General features: G+C 51.6%; 16 protein-coding genes and 2 pseudogenes. 13 read left to right on the top strand and 5 right to left on the bottom strand.

What is annotated here, in order from left to right:
- Positions 1-182: 182 nt before the first annotated feature.
- The 5 genes from FY034_RS18440 (at position 183) to FY034_RS18420 (ending at position 5,584) form a co-directional block, all read left to right on the top strand.
- Positions 183-863 carry a GntR family transcriptional regulator gene (locus FY034_RS18440; RefSeq protein ID WP_265555364.1) on the top strand — a complete coding sequence of 227 codons (681 nt, stop codon included), beginning with the start codon at positions 183-185 and terminating at the stop codon, positions 861-863.
- A gap of 9 nt (positions 864-872) precedes the next feature.
- Positions 873-2,225 (top strand): L-seryl-tRNA(Sec) selenium transferase, encoded by a 1,353-nt coding sequence (gene selA / locus FY034_RS18435; RefSeq protein WP_265555363.1) that lies wholly within the window; start codon positions 873-875, stop codon positions 2,223-2,225.
- Between the two features lie 13 nt (positions 2,226-2,238).
- Positions 2,239-3,843 carry an ATP-binding protein gene (locus tag FY034_RS18430; protein ID WP_265555362.1) on the top strand — a complete coding sequence of 535 codons (1,605 nt, stop codon included), beginning with the start codon at positions 2,239-2,241 and terminating at the stop codon, positions 3,841-3,843.
- 71 nt (positions 3,844-3,914) lie between these two features.
- Positions 3,915-4,034, top strand: a complete 120-nt coding sequence (locus tag FY034_RS18425; protein WP_416222789.1) for an RNA-binding S4 domain-containing protein — start codon at positions 3,915-3,917, stop codon at positions 4,032-4,034.
- 212 nt (positions 4,035-4,246) lie between these two features.
- On the top strand, positions 4,247-5,584 hold the full coding sequence (locus tag FY034_RS18420; protein WP_224963446.1) for a transposase: 1,338 nt from the start codon (positions 4,247-4,249) through the stop codon (positions 5,582-5,584).
- Here the strand turns inward: FY034_RS18420 and FY034_RS18415 are convergent.
- From FY034_RS18415 to FY034_RS18400, 4 genes and pseudogenes are all read right to left on the bottom strand, one after another.
- On the bottom strand, positions 5,565-6,332 hold the full coding sequence (locus tag FY034_RS18415) for a cation-transporting P-type ATPase (RefSeq protein WP_265555361.1): 768 nt from the start codon (positions 6,330-6,332) through the stop codon (positions 5,565-5,567). The two genes, FY034_RS18420 and FY034_RS18415, sit on opposite strands and share 20 nt — an antisense overlap.
- A gap of 166 nt (positions 6,333-6,498) precedes the next feature.
- Positions 6,499-7,344 (bottom strand): DUF3034 family protein, encoded by an 846-nt coding sequence (locus FY034_RS18410; RefSeq protein ID WP_265555360.1) that lies wholly within the window; start codon positions 7,342-7,344, stop codon positions 6,499-6,501.
- Positions 7,345-7,381: 37 nt separating this feature from the next.
- Positions 7,382-7,609: a twin-arginine translocation signal domain-containing protein gene (locus FY034_RS18405; protein ID WP_416222790.1), complete on the bottom strand. Its 228-nt coding sequence runs from the start codon at positions 7,607-7,609 to the stop codon at positions 7,382-7,384.
- Between the two features lie 339 nt (positions 7,610-7,948).
- Positions 7,949-8,290, bottom strand: a pseudogene (locus FY034_RS18400) (transposase); the annotation flags it as partial.
- Between the two features lie 118 nt (positions 8,291-8,408).
- Here FY034_RS18400 and FY034_RS18395 point away from each other — a divergent pair.
- Complete coding sequence (locus FY034_RS18395) at positions 8,409-9,746, top strand: transposase (protein ID WP_224963446.1); 1,338 nt, start codon at positions 8,409-8,411, stop codon at positions 9,744-9,746.
- Between the two features lie 405 nt (positions 9,747-10,151).
- Here FY034_RS18395 and FY034_RS18390 read toward each other — a convergent pair whose 3' ends face one another.
- Positions 10,152-10,535: a helix-turn-helix domain-containing protein gene (locus FY034_RS18390; protein WP_322573247.1), complete on the bottom strand. Its 384-nt coding sequence runs from the start codon at positions 10,533-10,535 to the stop codon at positions 10,152-10,154.
- Positions 10,536-10,683: 148 nt separating this feature from the next.
- Here FY034_RS18390 and FY034_RS18385 point away from each other — a divergent pair, with 148 nt between their 5' ends.
- The 7 genes and pseudogenes from FY034_RS18385 to FY034_RS18355 all read left to right on the top strand — a co-directional run bounded on the left by FY034_RS18385 (position 10,684) and on the right by FY034_RS18355 (position 15,316).
- A complete protein-coding gene (locus FY034_RS18385; protein WP_015261803.1) occupies positions 10,684-11,079 on the top strand; it encodes a pyridoxamine 5'-phosphate oxidase family protein in 396 nt (131 codons plus the stop codon).
- A 107-nt stretch (positions 11,080-11,186) separates the two neighbouring features.
- On the top strand, positions 11,187-12,014 hold the full coding sequence (locus tag FY034_RS18380; RefSeq protein WP_265555359.1) for an EFR1 family ferrodoxin: 828 nt from the start codon (positions 11,187-11,189) through the stop codon (positions 12,012-12,014).
- Positions 12,015-12,163: 149 nt separating this feature from the next.
- Positions 12,164-12,796 (top strand): annotated as a pseudogene (locus tag FY034_RS18375) (IS1595 family transposase); the annotation flags it as partial.
- Positions 12,744-13,139 carry a sensor histidine kinase gene (locus FY034_RS18370; protein WP_322573246.1) on the top strand — a complete coding sequence of 132 codons (396 nt, stop codon included), beginning with the start codon at positions 12,744-12,746 and terminating at the stop codon, positions 13,137-13,139. The pseudogene FY034_RS18375 and the gene FY034_RS18370, both read left to right, overlap by 53 nt.
- Before the next feature lie 71 nt (positions 13,140-13,210).
- A complete protein-coding gene (locus FY034_RS18365; RefSeq protein ID WP_416222789.1) occupies positions 13,211-13,330 on the top strand; it encodes an RNA-binding S4 domain-containing protein in 120 nt (39 codons plus the stop codon).
- A gap of 212 nt (positions 13,331-13,542) precedes the next feature.
- Positions 13,543-14,880, top strand: a complete 1,338-nt coding sequence (locus tag FY034_RS18360) for a transposase (RefSeq protein WP_224963446.1) — start codon at positions 13,543-13,545, stop codon at positions 14,878-14,880.
- Between the two features lie 265 nt (positions 14,881-15,145).
- A complete protein-coding gene (locus tag FY034_RS18355; RefSeq protein ID WP_265555358.1) occupies positions 15,146-15,316 on the top strand; it encodes a twin-arginine translocase TatA/TatE family subunit in 171 nt (56 codons plus the stop codon).
- The last annotated feature ends 76 nt before the right edge of the window (positions 15,317-15,392 follow it).

Genomic DNA, 15,392 nt, shown 5'->3' with positions numbered 1-15,392 from the left:
CCTGATTCAGATGCTGCACCCTACTACCTGAACCAGTAAAATTCAAGCGACTTTGGTGCATTCAGCACCATAACAAACCAGCTTTACAGGCAGAACTCATGAAAATGAAATCGATTCAATTGACAAACAGTGCATACTGTATACAATAATACCACTATCTTTGGGAGCTGCCACCGGACACCATGAAACGATTAAAAGAAAAACACCTGACTCTGCGGGAAAAGATTCTTGAAACCATCCGAGATGCCATCATCTCCGGCACCATAAAATCAGGTAGCCGCGTATCAGAACCGGATCTTGCCGAGCGATTCGGCATCAGCCGGACCCCGATCCGGGAGGCATTCCGACAGCTTGAGTCAGAAGGCTATCTTACCGTGATCCCACGCAAGGGAGCGGTGGTCAGTGCCTTTACCCAGAAGGATGTAGAGGAATTTTACGCCATTAAAAGCATCCTGGAAGGGTATGCTGCCCGGCTGGCCTGCAGCAAGCTAAGCGCCAAGGAGATCGACCGGCTCCAGACCATCAATGAACGCCTTGCAGAGCTGTGCGAACATGCTGACATCAAACAGTTCTTCAAGGTCCACAACGATTTTCACGATCTTTTTATCAAGGCGGCTGACAACGACAAACTGCGGGAGATGATTAACCTGCTGGTGACCCGTTTCCAGCGGCTGCGTCTGATGTCGCTCTCGCAACCGGGACGGATGGCGGTTTCCGTACAGGAACACGCTAAAATCATCAGCGCCTTCCGTGAACGCAACTGTGAGGCTGCCGAACTGCTGGTACGTAAAAACGCCGAGTACGGCGGCAAGGTACTGTTGGACGAAACCGCCTGCCAGCCAGGCGAGGCAATGGATCTGTAGGGTACATACATGAGCGGATCATTACTGGATACCAGACGTAAGCTGCCCAAAATGGACAAGGTACTGTCCTGGCCTGAAATAGCGTCACTGAGATCGCTAACCAGTCATGTAGGCCTGAAAAATGCAGTCCGTAACGTGCTTGATCAGCTTCGCAGTTCACTTGCCGCCAACCCGGCAACCGATCTCACCCCCAACTCCATCAGCCATCTGGTACGCAACCAGATTCGCATAGCGGAGACCCCCAGCTTACGTCGGGTCATCAACGGCAGCGGCGTAGTGGTACATACCAACCTGGGACGCTCGCCACTGGCCCATACAGCAGAAGCAGCACTGCGTGACACTGCCTGGGGTTACAGCAACCTTGAATTCGATCTTGAACAGGGAGAACGTGGCGAGCGTTACAGCCATGTGGAAAACCTGATCTGCGAACTGACCGGCGCTGAAGCTGCTCTGGTGGTTAACAACAATGCTGCTGCCGTGATGCTGGCCCTCTCAAGTCTGGCATCCGGGCAGGAGGTAATCGTATCCCGTGGTGAACTGGTTGAGATTGGCGGGTCATTCAGGATTCCCGATGTCATGCGCCAGAGTGGTGCGACGCTGGTTGAGGTGGGCACCACCAACCGGACCCACCCCCGTGATTACATCGGGGCAATCAGCGAGCAAACCGCGCTGATGCTGAAGGTCCATACCAGCAACTTTGCCGTGGTCGGTTTTACTGCAGAGGTAGCTACTGACGCCCTGGTACGGATCGGCCGGGAAGCAGGAGTCCCTACCATGGTGGATGCCGGAAGCGGCTGCTTGATTGATCTTGCCCGTTTTGGCATCAATGGCGAAGCCACGGTTCAGCACCATCTACAAGCTGGAGCCGACATCGTTACCTTCAGTGGCGACAAGCTGCTGGGTGGCCCCCAGGCCGGGCTGATTGCAGGACGCCGCGATCTGGTTGAGAAGATGAAACGGCATCAGTTGTTACGGGCACTACGGATTGACAAGCTGACCCTGGCTGCGCTTGAGGCAACCCTGCGACTGTATCGGGATGAGCAGGTGGCGCTGACTGAAATCCCAACCCTGCGAATGCTGACCATGCCGGCGGATAGTATCTCCAGCCAGGCACGCCGGATGCTACGTCGCTTACGCGCCCTCCTACCCCAACAGCTTACCCTGGCTCTACAGGATGGCTTCTCAAGTCCGGGAGGCGGCACCTATCCGCTCCTGCAGCTTCCCAGCCGTTTGATAGAGGTAAGCGCTGAGGGTGTGCCGGCAAAGCGTCTGGAAGAGCTGCTACGCAGCACCACCCCACCGGTAGTGGGACGGCTCCAGAAAGACCGCTTTCTGCTGGATGTACGCACCCTGACTTCTTGAAAAACTGTCCGGCGTGCGGACGTTTGACGGCAGCCCCTACTTTTTTACGCTGATTCGTGGCGAGAGCATGGAAAAGGGCTGCCTGCGCTGCCACAGCATCCCGGACAAGGCGCCGGGCAAGATGGTTGCAACCTACGGTGCCACGCGCAGCTTTAACCGTACGGATGGCGAACTGGTTTCGGCCATATCGATCAGGATTCCGTTACACGAGGCCTACCAGGATGCCAACCGGTTTTCCGCCCAACTATCGCTGCTGCTGCTTGGCATCCTGATGGTGACCTATTACCTGCAAAACCGGCTGATAACCGGTCTGGTCATCGCCCCGCTTGACCGGTTCCGTTCCCAGGCCGAATCTATTGCGCAGAATACTGAACAGGTCGGCGCCCAGATACCGGATGAGCATTCATTGGAGATGAACGATATCGCCCGCTCCTTCAACAACATGTCAACCCGGATCAAGTCATTTGTTGACCGGCTTGAGCAGACAATTCAGGAACGCACCGCACAACTGGCTGAAAGCGAGGCCAAGTTCAGGCTGTTATTCGAGAACATGACCAACGGTTTTGCCCTGCACCAGATGCTGTATGATGAGCAGGGCAAGCCGTCGGACTACCGCTTTATTGAGGTAAACCCGGCCTTTGAAACGCTGACCGGTCTGTCGGCATCCGGGGTGATCGGCAAGACCGTGAAGGATGTTATCCCTGAAACAGAGGACTACTGGCTGGAGATCTACGACACGGTTGCCGGTTCCGGCGCACCGGCCTCGTTTGATCATTTTTCAGAAGGACTGCAGCGCTATTACAAAGTATGGGCCTTTTGCCCCCAGCCAGGCTACTTCGCTACCATATTCAACGATATTTCCGATCTGGTTCAGCTTGAAGACCAGCTTCGGCAGTCACAGAAACTTGAGGCGATCGGACGTCTTGCCGGCGGTGTTGCCCATGACTTCAACAACAAGCTGATGGTGATCCTCGGCAATGCCGAACTGATCCAGATGGCACTGCCCGACACCGGCAAACTGCCGGAACGGTTGCAGCACATCATCCAGGCTGCTGAGCAGTCGCGGGACATCACGACTCAATTGCTGGCTTTTTCACGACAGCAACTGACCTCCCCCCGCCCGGTTGAACTGAACCCGATTGTCCAGTCAACGGTTACCAGTCTGGCGGTGTTGATCGGTGATGCTGTCCGGATGACCTTCATCCCGGGACAGGAGTCAGGGCGGGTTCACATGGATCCGGTCCAGCTTGACCAGATCATTATGAATCTGGTCCTGAATGCCCGCGATGCCATGCCGGACGGCGGTGCTATCACCATTACGACAGCACGGACAACCATTGATACGCAATCACGCCTCCCGTGCAAAGAAGCGGTGCCGGGCGAGTATCTGCTGCTGGGTATCAGGGATGACGGCGCAGGGATTGAAACAGAGACCCTTGAACATATCTTTGAACCGTTTTTTACCACCAAAGAGGTAGGCAGCGGCACCGGACTCGGCCTTGCGACCGTCTACGGGATAGTCGCTCAAAACAAAGGCTTCATCGACGTCAGCAGCCAGGTCGGCGTCGGGACGGTCTTCACTATTTACCTGCCTGCCCTTCCGGCTGCGCTGGATTGACGGCAATCAGGGCTTCGTGTAGTGTTGCTGCTGCTGAAATGCTCAGCAACTGCAGGACCGAAAGGGGTATCATGTCAGAGAAGATTGCAATAGATACCGACTTCATCAAGCTGGACAGTTTTCTGAAGCTTGCCGGTGTCGTGATGAGTGGCGGCGAAGCCAAGGAGATGAAACTCTGCTCCCCGGCATAACGCACCCAGTCATGCGCTACAAATCCAGGAATGCTTGTCCAAGGTGCTGGGTACATTCTATGGTCGGCGCCCATACCGGGCAATGCATGGATCATAAAGTTACCGGTTAACGGGGCTGAGGCACCACCGGCTTGACCGGTGTTGCCGATGGTTGGAACTCACTCTTTCTCCATGGCACACCTTACGCATAACACATCTCTGGCAGGTGTGTCATGCAAAACTCCGTTGCGCCATACAGCCCGCGCAATCCCCGGTTATCCGACTATTACCGCTGTGTTGAGGATTATTTCGAGGAGCTGGAGCGGGTACACGAGGAGCGGTATCAGTCCCGTTTCGGGTATCTGAGACCTGAAATCAGGTTAACGATCTTTCGTTACCTAGACTGCGGCTGTCTGCACAATGGTTTCGCCCGTGTGAAGTGCGATGACTGCGGTCACGAATATCTGGTCGCTTTTTCCTGCAAGCGCCGTCACTTCTGCCCGTCATGCCATCAGAAACGGGTGGTGGAGTTCGGCGAATGGTTTCTCGATGATCTTGCCGTCACCGTACCACATCGTCACATTGTCTTCTCCATCCCCAAGCTGATCCGCCGCTGTTTCCTGTTTGATCGCACACTTCTTGCCGATCTAAGCCGCACCGCCTGGGAGACGCTGAGAGAGTACATGACAGGCACAGACAACTCCATGCCCGGCTGCGCCTGCTCCATCCAGACCTTCGGCGACTTCCTCGGTTTCAACCCTCACTGCCACATCATAATATCCGATGGCACCTTTGACGAGCATGGCATCTTCCACATCACTCCGTATTACGATTTCCACGCACTGGAACAGCTCTTCCGGCACAAGGTCTTGAAGATGCTGCTGGATAAGGGTGCCATCACCCAGTGGCACATTGATCTGCTCATGTCCTGGCATCACAGCGGCTTCAACGTACATATCTGCGAGCCGATAGCGGCTGATGACCGCGACGCCTTGGAGAAGCTGGCCCATTACATCATCCGCTGCCAGTTCTCGCAGGAGCGGATGACCTACATTGAACAGAGCGGCACGGTCATCTACCGCTCAAAAGACGGCCACACGACCAAAAGCTTCAGCGCCCTTGACTGGCTGGCTATGATCATCAGCCACATTCCGCGGCATGGCGAGCAGATGGTGCGCTACTACGGCTACTACAGCAACGCCGCCAGAGGCAAGCGCAGGAAGCTAGGGATGGACGACAACGACACACCGCAGATTGTCGAACAAGAGGCCGACACACCATATCGCAAAAAGTGCCGTGCCAACTGGGCCAGGCTGATCCAGAAGGTCTACGAGACCGATCCGTTGACCTGCCCGAACTGCAAAGGTGTCATGCGGATACTGGCGTTTATCGAAGAAGAGCCGGTGATCCGCAGGATTCTGGATCATCTGGGGTTGTGGGATGTCCCGAAGCGGCAACCGCAATGTGGCAGGGGGCCGCCGGTAATAGTGGAAGCTGAACCAGCGCTGGTGTACGCCGACAGCCAGATTATTGAGTATGAAGAGGCGTACTTCATCCCGGAATACCTGTGAAGCCGGATAATACGGGGCGTTGCAGCAGGAATGGTGTGTGTTGAAAATGGCGAAAATGTGGTTTTTTGCTGGTCAGGCGGCGGCAATTGCAAACAATGATGCAGATTGAACCGTCATCAGGCCAGAATCTCCCCGGATAGTTCCCGATTTCCCCCCAAAAGTCCCGATAATCCATTGACGTAATCCCATTTCCAGTGGTATACAGTCTGCATCGAAAAAGCAAATTCCTATTGACTAAAAGGGACTCCTGTACCCGCAGACCATGGGCCTCCAGCAGACGGCAATCAGCAGGAACCACGCTACCAGCCTCCAGCAGCACAACATCTCCCGGTACTAGCTGGCTGGAAGGAATATCCTGTACCGTCATATCCCTTCGCACCCGCACCAGCGGCACGGCCATCCGCTTCAGGGCGGCAATGGCCCGCTCAGCCCGAAAATCCTGGGCAAACCCCAACAGCGCAAACAGGATCACGATCGCAAAGATGGTGCCTGCATCCTTGAACGATCCCACCAGACCGGAAACCACGGCAGCAGCGGTCAGGATCAAGGCCATGGTAGAGGTAAACTGTTCCCAGAGGATCTGCCAGGGGCTACGTCCGGCCTGCTCGGTCAGCTCGTTCTGCCCGTACTGCTGCAAACGCCGGTCAGCCTGCTCTGCTGTCAAACCGCTTTCGACAACCGTTTGCAGCTGCTCAAGTGCCTGATCCACGCCAAGGGTATGCCATATTGTCTTTTGTTCACTGTTCATGTCTGCCAGTATACCACCAATGCTTCACTTTTCAGCCTGATGACAAGGGAATTATCTACTACACCGCAATACAAAAAGGGAGAGCCGATACCGACTCTCCCTTTTGTCAAATCCAGATTGTGCAACAAACCACTGGCAACTCTATCTCATAGCTACCAGCCTGTGGTCAAAAGGAATACTGTGCGCTAACAACCGGCCCGCCGCCTAGTCCCACCAGTTTTTTATTATGCCTGTCACCGGCATTGGTATAGGCCGCCACCAAGGTCAGATTCTTATTGACAAAATACCCGGCATGCACATTCCAGTAATCAGCATCTTTCCACGCCCCGTAGTCAGGCCCCTGCTTATATTCAAACCCGAGAGCCAGCCAGCTGACCGGGATCACATCGATGTTACCAAAGAACACTTCTTTCCTTTTGTTGTCAAAGCCCAGGATACCGTTGACATAGCCCTGTGTCGTGAGGACACCGGCAGAGAAAATCAATGGCACAGGTGTTTGCGTGATGGTTTTGGAGGCAACCAGATAGGCATCAAAACCGTTCTTGTCTGAACCTACGACCTGACCGGTAGTCTGCTTAAAGACGGCACCAACAGAGACCGCTGGTATCCAAGCCTGGCCGAAGGCATTTTCATCCAGGACACATACTTTAGCGCCAACGTTGCTCTTGTGGATGTTCTTTACCCCGCCGATTGCAATTAGCTCATAGCCATACGACACCTCAACTCTCTTGTTGATGGCCGTAGCGATTCCCATTGTACCCCAGTCAATGTCCTTATCGTTGAGGTTTACATAGAAAGCGCCGATCCTGGGCTTGGCAATCTCCACCACAGAACCTGCCTTGAATCCAGGTTCATCGGCCGGAGCCGCAACATATGCCAATGGGTTGAAGGCGATGCCGCCATACCCCTCAAGGCTGACAAAAGGCGCCCCGGCAAATGCAACGCCGCCGCATAACGTCGCTGCCAGAGCTACAGCCATTGCCACTATAATTTTATTCATTTTTTTCATCATGTTTGTGTTTCCCCCTCCTTCTGAATTTCAATCGTCATTATGCAACCAGATAGGCCCGTAAGTTCTTCAGACTATTGTAACGTTGGTACTTTGCATCCACCTTGTATGGAAATTCTGAGGTTTCCGTGATCGGAGCCATAATGTCCGCAGCCTCAGCCACCAAGGGACTAACGGCCCCCTTCACCGCAGATGCCGAGGCTACAGCAGCTGCAGCTGCTCCAAGCATCGAGGCTTTTAAAAAATTCCTCCTGTTGATTTCTCCCATTCGAATCTTCCTCCTTAATAATAATTGCACGTGCCTTATAATTATTATAAAACTACTCTATTGATAGTGTCAAGAAATGTTCGCAAAAACCATCAGAACCCCTTAAGGCTAAATGTTTTATGTAAAAGCGTAAGTTGGGAAGAGTGTCAAGGGTGATGCGAGGGATACCGGAGGCCGTCAGGCCGAGGATATGCTCGGCATCATCCCATTGACACGTGCACCCTACCAAAACGCTTGAAGACGGCAAAGTCTCTTTCACCCCAAAGAGTAACCCTAAATCAAAGAGAGTTTGCTTGGCTAGCGCCGAGCGTCATGCTTTTCTGAATTAATGATTAAGGCTTACGCAGCTTTTGAACGTTCCTGCTCAATCGAAGTGATGATTTTTGGATTGATATAGGATCGGCCACTGCACCAGTCTTCGCTATACTCAATAAGGTAGCTGGTTACTAGCCGAATATAGGAATCCATACTTGGGAATATCCCAACCACCCGGGTTCTTCTACGTACTTCTCGGTTGAGTCTTTCCAGCAGGTTGGTTGACGCGATCTTTCTTGAATCAATCTCTGCAAAGCTGAAAAACTGTAGTGAGTCTTCCAACCCTTCTTCCAGAGTTTTAATGGCTTCAGGATATTTGGCCTCAAACTCATCCATCAGAGAATTAGCGTATTTCTTTGCACTGCTATTTAATCAAGTTCAACGGGGCTGAGGCACCACCGGCTTGACCGGTGTTGCCGATGGTTGGAACTCACTCTTTCTCCATGGCACACCTTACGCATAACACATCTCTGGCAGGTGTGTCATGCAAAACTCCGTTGCGCCATACAGCCCGCGCAATCCCCGGTTATCCGACTATTACCGCTGTGTTGAGGATTATTTCGAGGAGCTGGAGCGGGTACACGAGGAGCGGTATCAGTCCCGTTTCGGGTATCTGAGACCTGAAATCAGGTTAACGATCTTTCGTTACCTAGACTGCGGCTGTCTGCACAATGGTTTCGCCCGTGTGAAGTGCGATGACTGCGGTCACGAATATCTGGTCGCTTTTTCCTGCAAGCGCCGTCACTTCTGCCCGTCATGCCATCAGAAACGGGTGGTGGAGTTCGGCGAATGGTTTCTCGATGATCTTGCCGTCACCGTACCACATCGTCACATTGTCTTCTCCATCCCCAAGCTGATCCGCCGCTGTTTCCTGTTTGATCGCACACTTCTTGCCGATCTAAGCCGCACCGCCTGGGAGACGCTGAGAGAGTACATGACAGGCACAGACAACTCCATGCCCGGCTGCGCCTGCTCCATCCAGACCTTCGGCGACTTCCTCGGTTTCAACCCTCACTGCCACATCATAATATCCGATGGCACCTTTGACGAGCATGGCATCTTCCACATCACTCCGTATTACGATTTCCACGCACTGGAACAGCTCTTCCGGCACAAGGTCTTGAAGATGCTGCTGGATAAGGGTGCCATCACCCAGTGGCACATTGATCTGCTCATGTCCTGGCATCACAGCGGCTTCAACGTACATATCTGCGAGCCGATAGCGGCTGATGACCGCGACGCCTTGGAGAAGCTGGCCCATTACATCATCCGCTGCCAGTTCTCGCAGGAGCGGATGACCTACATTGAACAGAGCGGCACGGTCATCTACCGCTCAAAAGACGGCCACACGACCAAAAGCTTCAGCGCCCTTGACTGGCTGGCTATGATCATCAGCCACATTCCGCGGCATGGCGAGCAGATGGTGCGCTACTACGGCTACTACAGCAACGCCGCCAGAGGCAAGCGCAGGAAGCTAGGGATGGACGACAACGACACACCGCAGATTGTCGAACAAGAGGCCGACACACCATATCGCAAAAAGTGCCGTGCCAACTGGGCCAGGCTGATCCAGAAGGTCTACGAGACCGATCCGTTGACCTGCCCGAACTGCAAAGGTGTCATGCGGATACTGGCGTTTATCGAAGAAGAGCCGGTGATCCGCAGGATTCTGGATCATCTGGGGTTGTGGGATGTCCCGAAGCGGCAACCGCAATGTGGCAGGGGGCCGCCGGTAATAGTGGAAGCTGAACCAGCGCTGGTGTACGCCGACAGCCAGATTATTGAGTATGAAGAGGCGTACTTCATCCCGGAATACCTGTGAAGCCGGATAATACGGGGCGTTGCAGCAGGAATGGTGTGTGTTGAAAATGGCGAAAATGTGGTTTTTTGCTGGTCAGGCGGCGGCAATTGCAAACAATGATGCAGATTGAACCGTCATCAGGCCAGAATCTCCCCGGATAGTTCCCGATTTCCCCCCAAAAGTCCCGATAATCCATTGACGTAATCCCATTTCCAGTGGTATACAGTCTGCATCGAAAAAGCAAATTCCTATTGACAACCTCCAAGTTCTGGCTGGTGGTTCTCAATGAGCTGAAAAACCGATCGGAAAGGGCTCAAAGTTATCTATTGTAAAGGAGATTAATAGCTAAAAGCACAAAATAATTGACAGACCCCGAAATGACCTATAGTGGTGTTACAAATCTAATTGACTATTTCACTATTTGATCTACTCTTTCATGTCTGTTAACATACCATTGGCATGGAAATAAGTTAGTCCCCAATTCCCCATAGAGCTTATAACATCACAAAATTTCTCTCCAAGAGGTGTTAATGAATACTCAACTTTCGGAGGAATAATTTGATAGACTTCACGATGAACGATTCCGTCTAGCACAAGCTCCTTCAGTTGACTGTTTAATGTTGCTTGAGTGCAGGGGATGAGTCGATTTAACTGACTGAACCTTTTAGTTCCTTGTTGAAGATGCCAGAATATCAATAATTTCCACTTTCCCATAATAACTTTTTGTGCCATGCAATATGGACACAGTTGCATTTTTACATCATTACTGATTTTACATTCGGAACATTCTTCTAAGTATTTAGAATTCATAAGCACTCCTTAATGAAAAGATATATACTATCAATTATGATAGTATATATCTTTATTAATAGTATTTGCATAATTTGTAATGCATGCTATGATTATATCATGTTAAAGATAAATAACAAGTTTATCTATCAAGAAAAGGAGAATGATCATGGAAAATGTTAATGTAGTAGCAAAGTATTTGCAGGACAGCAAAGTGTGGTATCTGGCAACGAATGGTGAAGCCGGTCCTGATGTAAGACCAATGGGTATTGCTATACCTTACAATGGAAAACTGTACTTCATCCTCGCTAAGCCAATGAACCTTCACAAACAGCTCCAGATCGATGGCAAAGTAGCAATATCTGCTTATTATGATGAGAAAATATTAAGACTTTATGGAGCTGCAGTCCTTGATGATACTGATGAGACAAAGGATGCTTTCATCAGTATGAGTGAACAGATTGAACAGATGTTCCCGAAAGAAGTCATTGCACCTTACTATCTAAAAGATACTAAAGCAAGCATTGGTTCCATGGGCGGAGAATCAGAAAGCTACGAATTTTAAAAACAATCAACCGTTTTATGACTGTCAGGAGTCGAATCAAACTAGCAAGTGCGATTCGGCTACCTGACTTCATTGATTCTAATCCAACAATATAAGGAGAATAAAAAATGAAGGTTAACATCATCGTATTTTCGCAAACTGGAAACACCAAAAAAGTTGCCGAAGTTATGGCCAAAGAGATGCAACAGCATGAAAATGTTGATGTCAGCTTAATTCCGTTTAAAGAACTGAGTATGGATGATTTTCAAAATGCGGATCTGATCGGTGTGGGTTCTCCCTGCTTTGAAAGTCAGGCTCCGACTCCTGTACGACAATTCCTTGCGAAGATTTCCTCTATGAAGGGAAGGGATGTTTTTGTTTTTTCCACGTCGGGCGGTGCTCCAGGCCGTGTTTTGCGAGATCTGGCTAAGCCACTTGAAAAAAAAGGAGCGAATGTCCTTGGAGCGTTCATTTGCAAAGGAACCAATGCTCATCCCCTCCCATGCATTAATGGGCAAAGCCCCGGCAGGCCAAATCAAAGCGATCTGGAAAAGGCTAAGAGCTTTGCAGGTTCTTTAATTGAAGACATACATAATGGAGCCTTAATCACAACGAAAGAGGCTAGAAACGATCTCTTAAAACCCAGCTTAAACCTGTATAGCGTTGCTGGCCTATTACTGAAAGAACCCCTGCTCAGATTGTTGCTCCCCAAACCAAAAGCACAAGCAGGGCGCTGTAATCAATGTCAATGGTGTGTTCACGAATGCCCGACACAAAGCATAACTGTCCGCTCGGAACCTGAAATTAAAAGCACCTGTATCAGATGTTACAGATGCATGAACGGCTGTCCACAGCAAGCGTATTCAGTCAAGTGGGGAATCAGCAATTTCGTTGTTTGGAGTCTGTACAACGAAACCTTTGCCCGCACTTTCGGGAATCTTAAGGATAACGAATAAAACATTCACCAAGTATGACAATGAAAAAGTTATGAGCATAGAACAAAAATCAACCTGATTAGCACTAATCTTCCGCCGGGTCATGGTTGTGACGTAATCTGACATACGTGGAAGGTAAATTCATGGCACTACTCTCAGGGAGGCATGCCATGAAGATGAATCGAATTCAGTTTCAGACCGGGATGAGCCTGAACCAGTTTCTGGCCAATTATGGCACCGAGTCCCAATGCGAGGACACACTTGAAAGATCTCGATGGCCTCAAGGGTTCCAGTGTCCGAAGTGCAAAACAAAGGAGCACTCACTGTACCGTCGAGGTCGCGTGAAGATTTTTCAGTGCCGTGTCTGTCGAACCCAGACAACGCTGACCGAGGGAACGATTTTTCACTCGACAAAGTTATCGCTAACCCGGTGGTTCCAAGCCATGTACTTTCTCAGCCAAACCAAAAATAACGTTTCTATTCTGGAGCTGCGACGCCTGACGGGCCTTAGTTATCCGGCAGCCTGGCGGATGAAGCACAAGCTCATGCAGGTCATGGTTGAACGAGAAAATTCCACCCGACTCTCAGGCCGCGTTGAAGTGGACGATGCCTACCTGGGTGGCGAATATCCCGGCGGCAAGGTAGGTCGCGGATCCGAGAACAAAGTTCCGTTCATTGCTGCCGTTCAGACCAACGACAAGAACAACCCTTTGTACGTTGTCTTCTCCAGAGTCAAGGCATTCAGCAACGATGAAGTCAAGGCGTGGGTCCACCGGACACTGGTCCCGTCAACGACGGTTGTTGAATGCCCGCGATGCCATGCCGGACGGCGGTGCTATCACCATTACGACAGCACGGACAACCATTGATACGCAATCACGCCTCCCGTGCAAAGAAGCGGTGCCGGGCGAGTATCTGCTGCTGGGTATCAGGGATGACGGCGCAGGGATTGAAACAGAGACCCTTGAACATATCTTTGAACCGTTTTTTACCACCAAAGAGGTAGGCAGCGGCACCGGACTCGGCCTTGCGACCGTCTACGGGATAGTCGCTCAAAACAAAGGCTTCATCGACGTCAGCAGCCAGGTCGGCGTCGGGACGGTCTTCACTATTTACCTGCCTGCCCTTCCGGCTGCGCTGGATTGACGGCAATCAGGGCTTCGTGTAGTGTTGCTGCTGCTGAAATGCTCAGCAACTGCAGGACCGAAAGGGGTATCATGTCAGAGAAGATTGCAATAGATACCGACTTCATCAAGCTGGACAGTTTTCTGAAGCTTGCCGGTGTCGTGATGAGTGGCGGCGAAGCCAAGGAGATGAAACTCTGCTCCCCGGCATAACGCACCCAGTCATGCGCTACAAATCCAGGAATGCTTGTCCAAGGTGCTGGGTACATTCTATGGTCGGCGCCCATACCGGGCAATGCATGGATCATAAAGTTACCGGTTAACGGGGCTGAGGCACCACCGGCTTGACCGGTGTTGCCGATGGTTGGAACTCACTCTTTCTCCATGGCACACCTTACGCATAACACATCTCTGGCAGGTGTGTCATGCAAAACTCCGTTGCGCCATACAGCCCGCGCAATCCCCGGTTATCCGACTATTACCGCTGTGTTGAGGATTATTTCGAGGAGCTGGAGCGGGTACACGAGGAGCGGTATCAGTCCCGTTTCGGGTATCTGAGACCTGAAATCAGGTTAACGATCTTTCGTTACCTAGACTGCGGCTGTCTGCACAATGGTTTCGCCCGTGTGAAGTGCGATGACTGCGGTCACGAATATCTGGTCGCTTTTTCCTGCAAGCGCCGTCACTTCTGCCCGTCATGCCATCAGAAACGGGTGGTGGAGTTCGGCGAATGGTTTCTCGATGATCTTGCCGTCACCGTACCACATCGTCACATTGTCTTCTCCATCCCCAAGCTGATCCGCCGCTGTTTCCTGTTTGATCGCACACTTCTTGCCGATCTAAGCCGCACCGCCTGGGAGACGCTGAGAGAGTACATGACAGGCACAGACAACTCCATGCCCGGCTGCGCCTGCTCCATCCAGACCTTCGGCGACTTCCTCGGTTTCAACCCTCACTGCCACATCATAATATCCGATGGCACCTTTGACGAGCATGGCATCTTCCACATCACTCCGTATTACGATTTCCACGCACTGGAACAGCTCTTCCGGCACAAGGTCTTGAAGATGCTGCTGGATAAGGGTGCCATCACCCAGTGGCACATTGATCTGCTCATGTCCTGGCATCACAGCGGCTTCAACGTACATATCTGCGAGCCGATAGCGGCTGATGACCGCGACGCCTTGGAGAAGCTGGCCCATTACATCATCCGCTGCCAGTTCTCGCAGGAGCGGATGACCTACATTGAACAGAGCGGCACGGTCATCTACCGCTCAAAAGACGGCCACACGACCAAAAGCTTCAGCGCCCTTGACTGGCTGGCTATGATCATCAGCCACATTCCGCGGCATGGCGAGCAGATGGTGCGCTACTACGGCTACTACAGCAACGCCGCCAGAGGCAAGCGCAGGAAGCTAGGGATGGACGACAACGACACACCGCAGATTGTCGAACAAGAGGCCGACACACCATATCGCAAAAAGTGCCGTGCCAACTGGGCCAGGCTGATCCAGAAGGTCTACGAGACCGATCCGTTGACCTGCCCGAACTGCAAAGGTGTCATGCGGATACTGGCGTTTATCGAAGAAGAGCCGGTGATCCGCAGGATTCTGGATCATCTGGGGTTGTGGGATGTCCCGAAGCGGCAACCGCAATGTGGCAGGGGGCCGCCGGTAATAGTGGAAGCTGAACCAGCGCTGGTGTACGCCGACAGCCAGATTATTGAGTATGAAGAGGCGTACTTCATCCCGGAATACCTGTGAAGCCGGATAATACGGGGCGTTGCAGCAGGAATGGTGTGTGTTGAAAATGGCGAAAATGTGGTTTTTTGCTGGTCAGGCGGCGGCAATTGCAAACAATGATGCAGATTGAACCGTCATCAGGCCAGAATCTCCCCGGATAGTTCCCGATTTCCCCCCAAAAGTCCCGATAATCCATTGACGTAATCCCATTTCCAGTGGTATACAGTCTGCATCGAAAAAGCAAATTCCTATTCCTTTAATTTACGTAAGGAAGGAGATAGTATTTATGTTTGGCTTTGGTGTTCCAGAACTTCTCATTATTGCATTTATGGTAATGTTAATCTTTGGTGTAGGAAAGTTGCCAGAGATAGGAGGATCATTTGGCAAAGCAATCAGTAACTTCAGAAAATCGGCAGAAGGTAAAGATCAGGTAGAGTTAAATCCAAAGGATACTTAAACGATTTCAAATCCAACAGTATCGTAACAAGACTAAGACCGGACGCTTACGTCAGGTAAGCATCCTCCTTAGGTGG

The organism is Trichlorobacter lovleyi (assembly GCF_015239775.1).
GTDB lineage: Bacteria > Desulfobacterota > Desulfuromonadia > Geobacterales > Pseudopelobacteraceae > Trichlorobacter > Trichlorobacter lovleyi_B.
This window is presented reverse-complemented; position numbering and strand designations above follow the sequence as displayed.

What these genes read in the sequence shown, in the direction of transcription:
- selA (WP_265555363.1), top strand. Translation starts at nt 873, where the DNA reads ATGAGCGGATCATTACTGGATACCAGACGTAAGCTGCCCAAAATGGAC.
- FY034_RS18360 (WP_224963446.1), top strand. Translation starts at nt 13,543, where the DNA reads ATGCAAAACTCCGTTGCGCCATACAGCCCGCGCAATCCCCGGTTATCC.
- FY034_RS18365 (WP_416222789.1), top strand. Translation starts at nt 13,211, where the DNA reads ATGTCAGAGAAGATTGCAATAGATACCGACTTCATCAAGCTGGACAGT.
- FY034_RS18395 (WP_224963446.1), top strand. Translation starts at nt 8,409, where the DNA reads ATGCAAAACTCCGTTGCGCCATACAGCCCGCGCAATCCCCGGTTATCC.
- FY034_RS18440 (WP_265555364.1), top strand. Translation starts at nt 183, where the DNA reads ATGAAACGATTAAAAGAAAAACACCTGACTCTGCGGGAAAAGATTCTT.
- FY034_RS18415 (WP_265555361.1), bottom strand. Translation starts at nt 6,332, where the DNA reads ATGAACAGTGAACAAAAGACAATATGGCATACCCTTGGCGTGGATCAG.
- FY034_RS18425 (WP_416222789.1), top strand. Translation starts at nt 3,915, where the DNA reads ATGTCAGAGAAGATTGCAATAGATACCGACTTCATCAAGCTGGACAGT.
- FY034_RS18390 (WP_322573247.1), bottom strand. Translation starts at nt 10,535, where the DNA reads ATGAATTCTAAATACTTAGAAGAATGTTCCGAATGTAAAATCAGTAAT.
- FY034_RS18355 (WP_265555358.1), top strand. Translation starts at nt 15,146, where the DNA reads ATGTTTGGCTTTGGTGTTCCAGAACTTCTCATTATTGCATTTATGGTA.
- FY034_RS18380 (WP_265555359.1), top strand. Translation starts at nt 11,187, where the DNA reads ATGAAGGTTAACATCATCGTATTTTCGCAAACTGGAAACACCAAAAAA.
- FY034_RS18420 (WP_224963446.1), top strand. Translation starts at nt 4,247, where the DNA reads ATGCAAAACTCCGTTGCGCCATACAGCCCGCGCAATCCCCGGTTATCC.
- FY034_RS18370 (WP_322573246.1), top strand. Translation starts at nt 12,744, where the DNA reads ATGAAGTCAAGGCGTGGGTCCACCGGACACTGGTCCCGTCAACGACGG.
- FY034_RS18410 (WP_265555360.1), bottom strand. Translation starts at nt 7,344, where the DNA reads ATGATGAAAAAAATGAATAAAATTATAGTGGCAATGGCTGTAGCTCTG.
- FY034_RS18385 (WP_015261803.1), top strand. Translation starts at nt 10,684, where the DNA reads ATGGAAAATGTTAATGTAGTAGCAAAGTATTTGCAGGACAGCAAAGTG.
- FY034_RS18405 (WP_416222790.1), bottom strand. Translation starts at nt 7,609, where the DNA reads ATGGGAGAAATCAACAGGAGGAATTTTTTAAAAGCCTCGATGCTTGGA.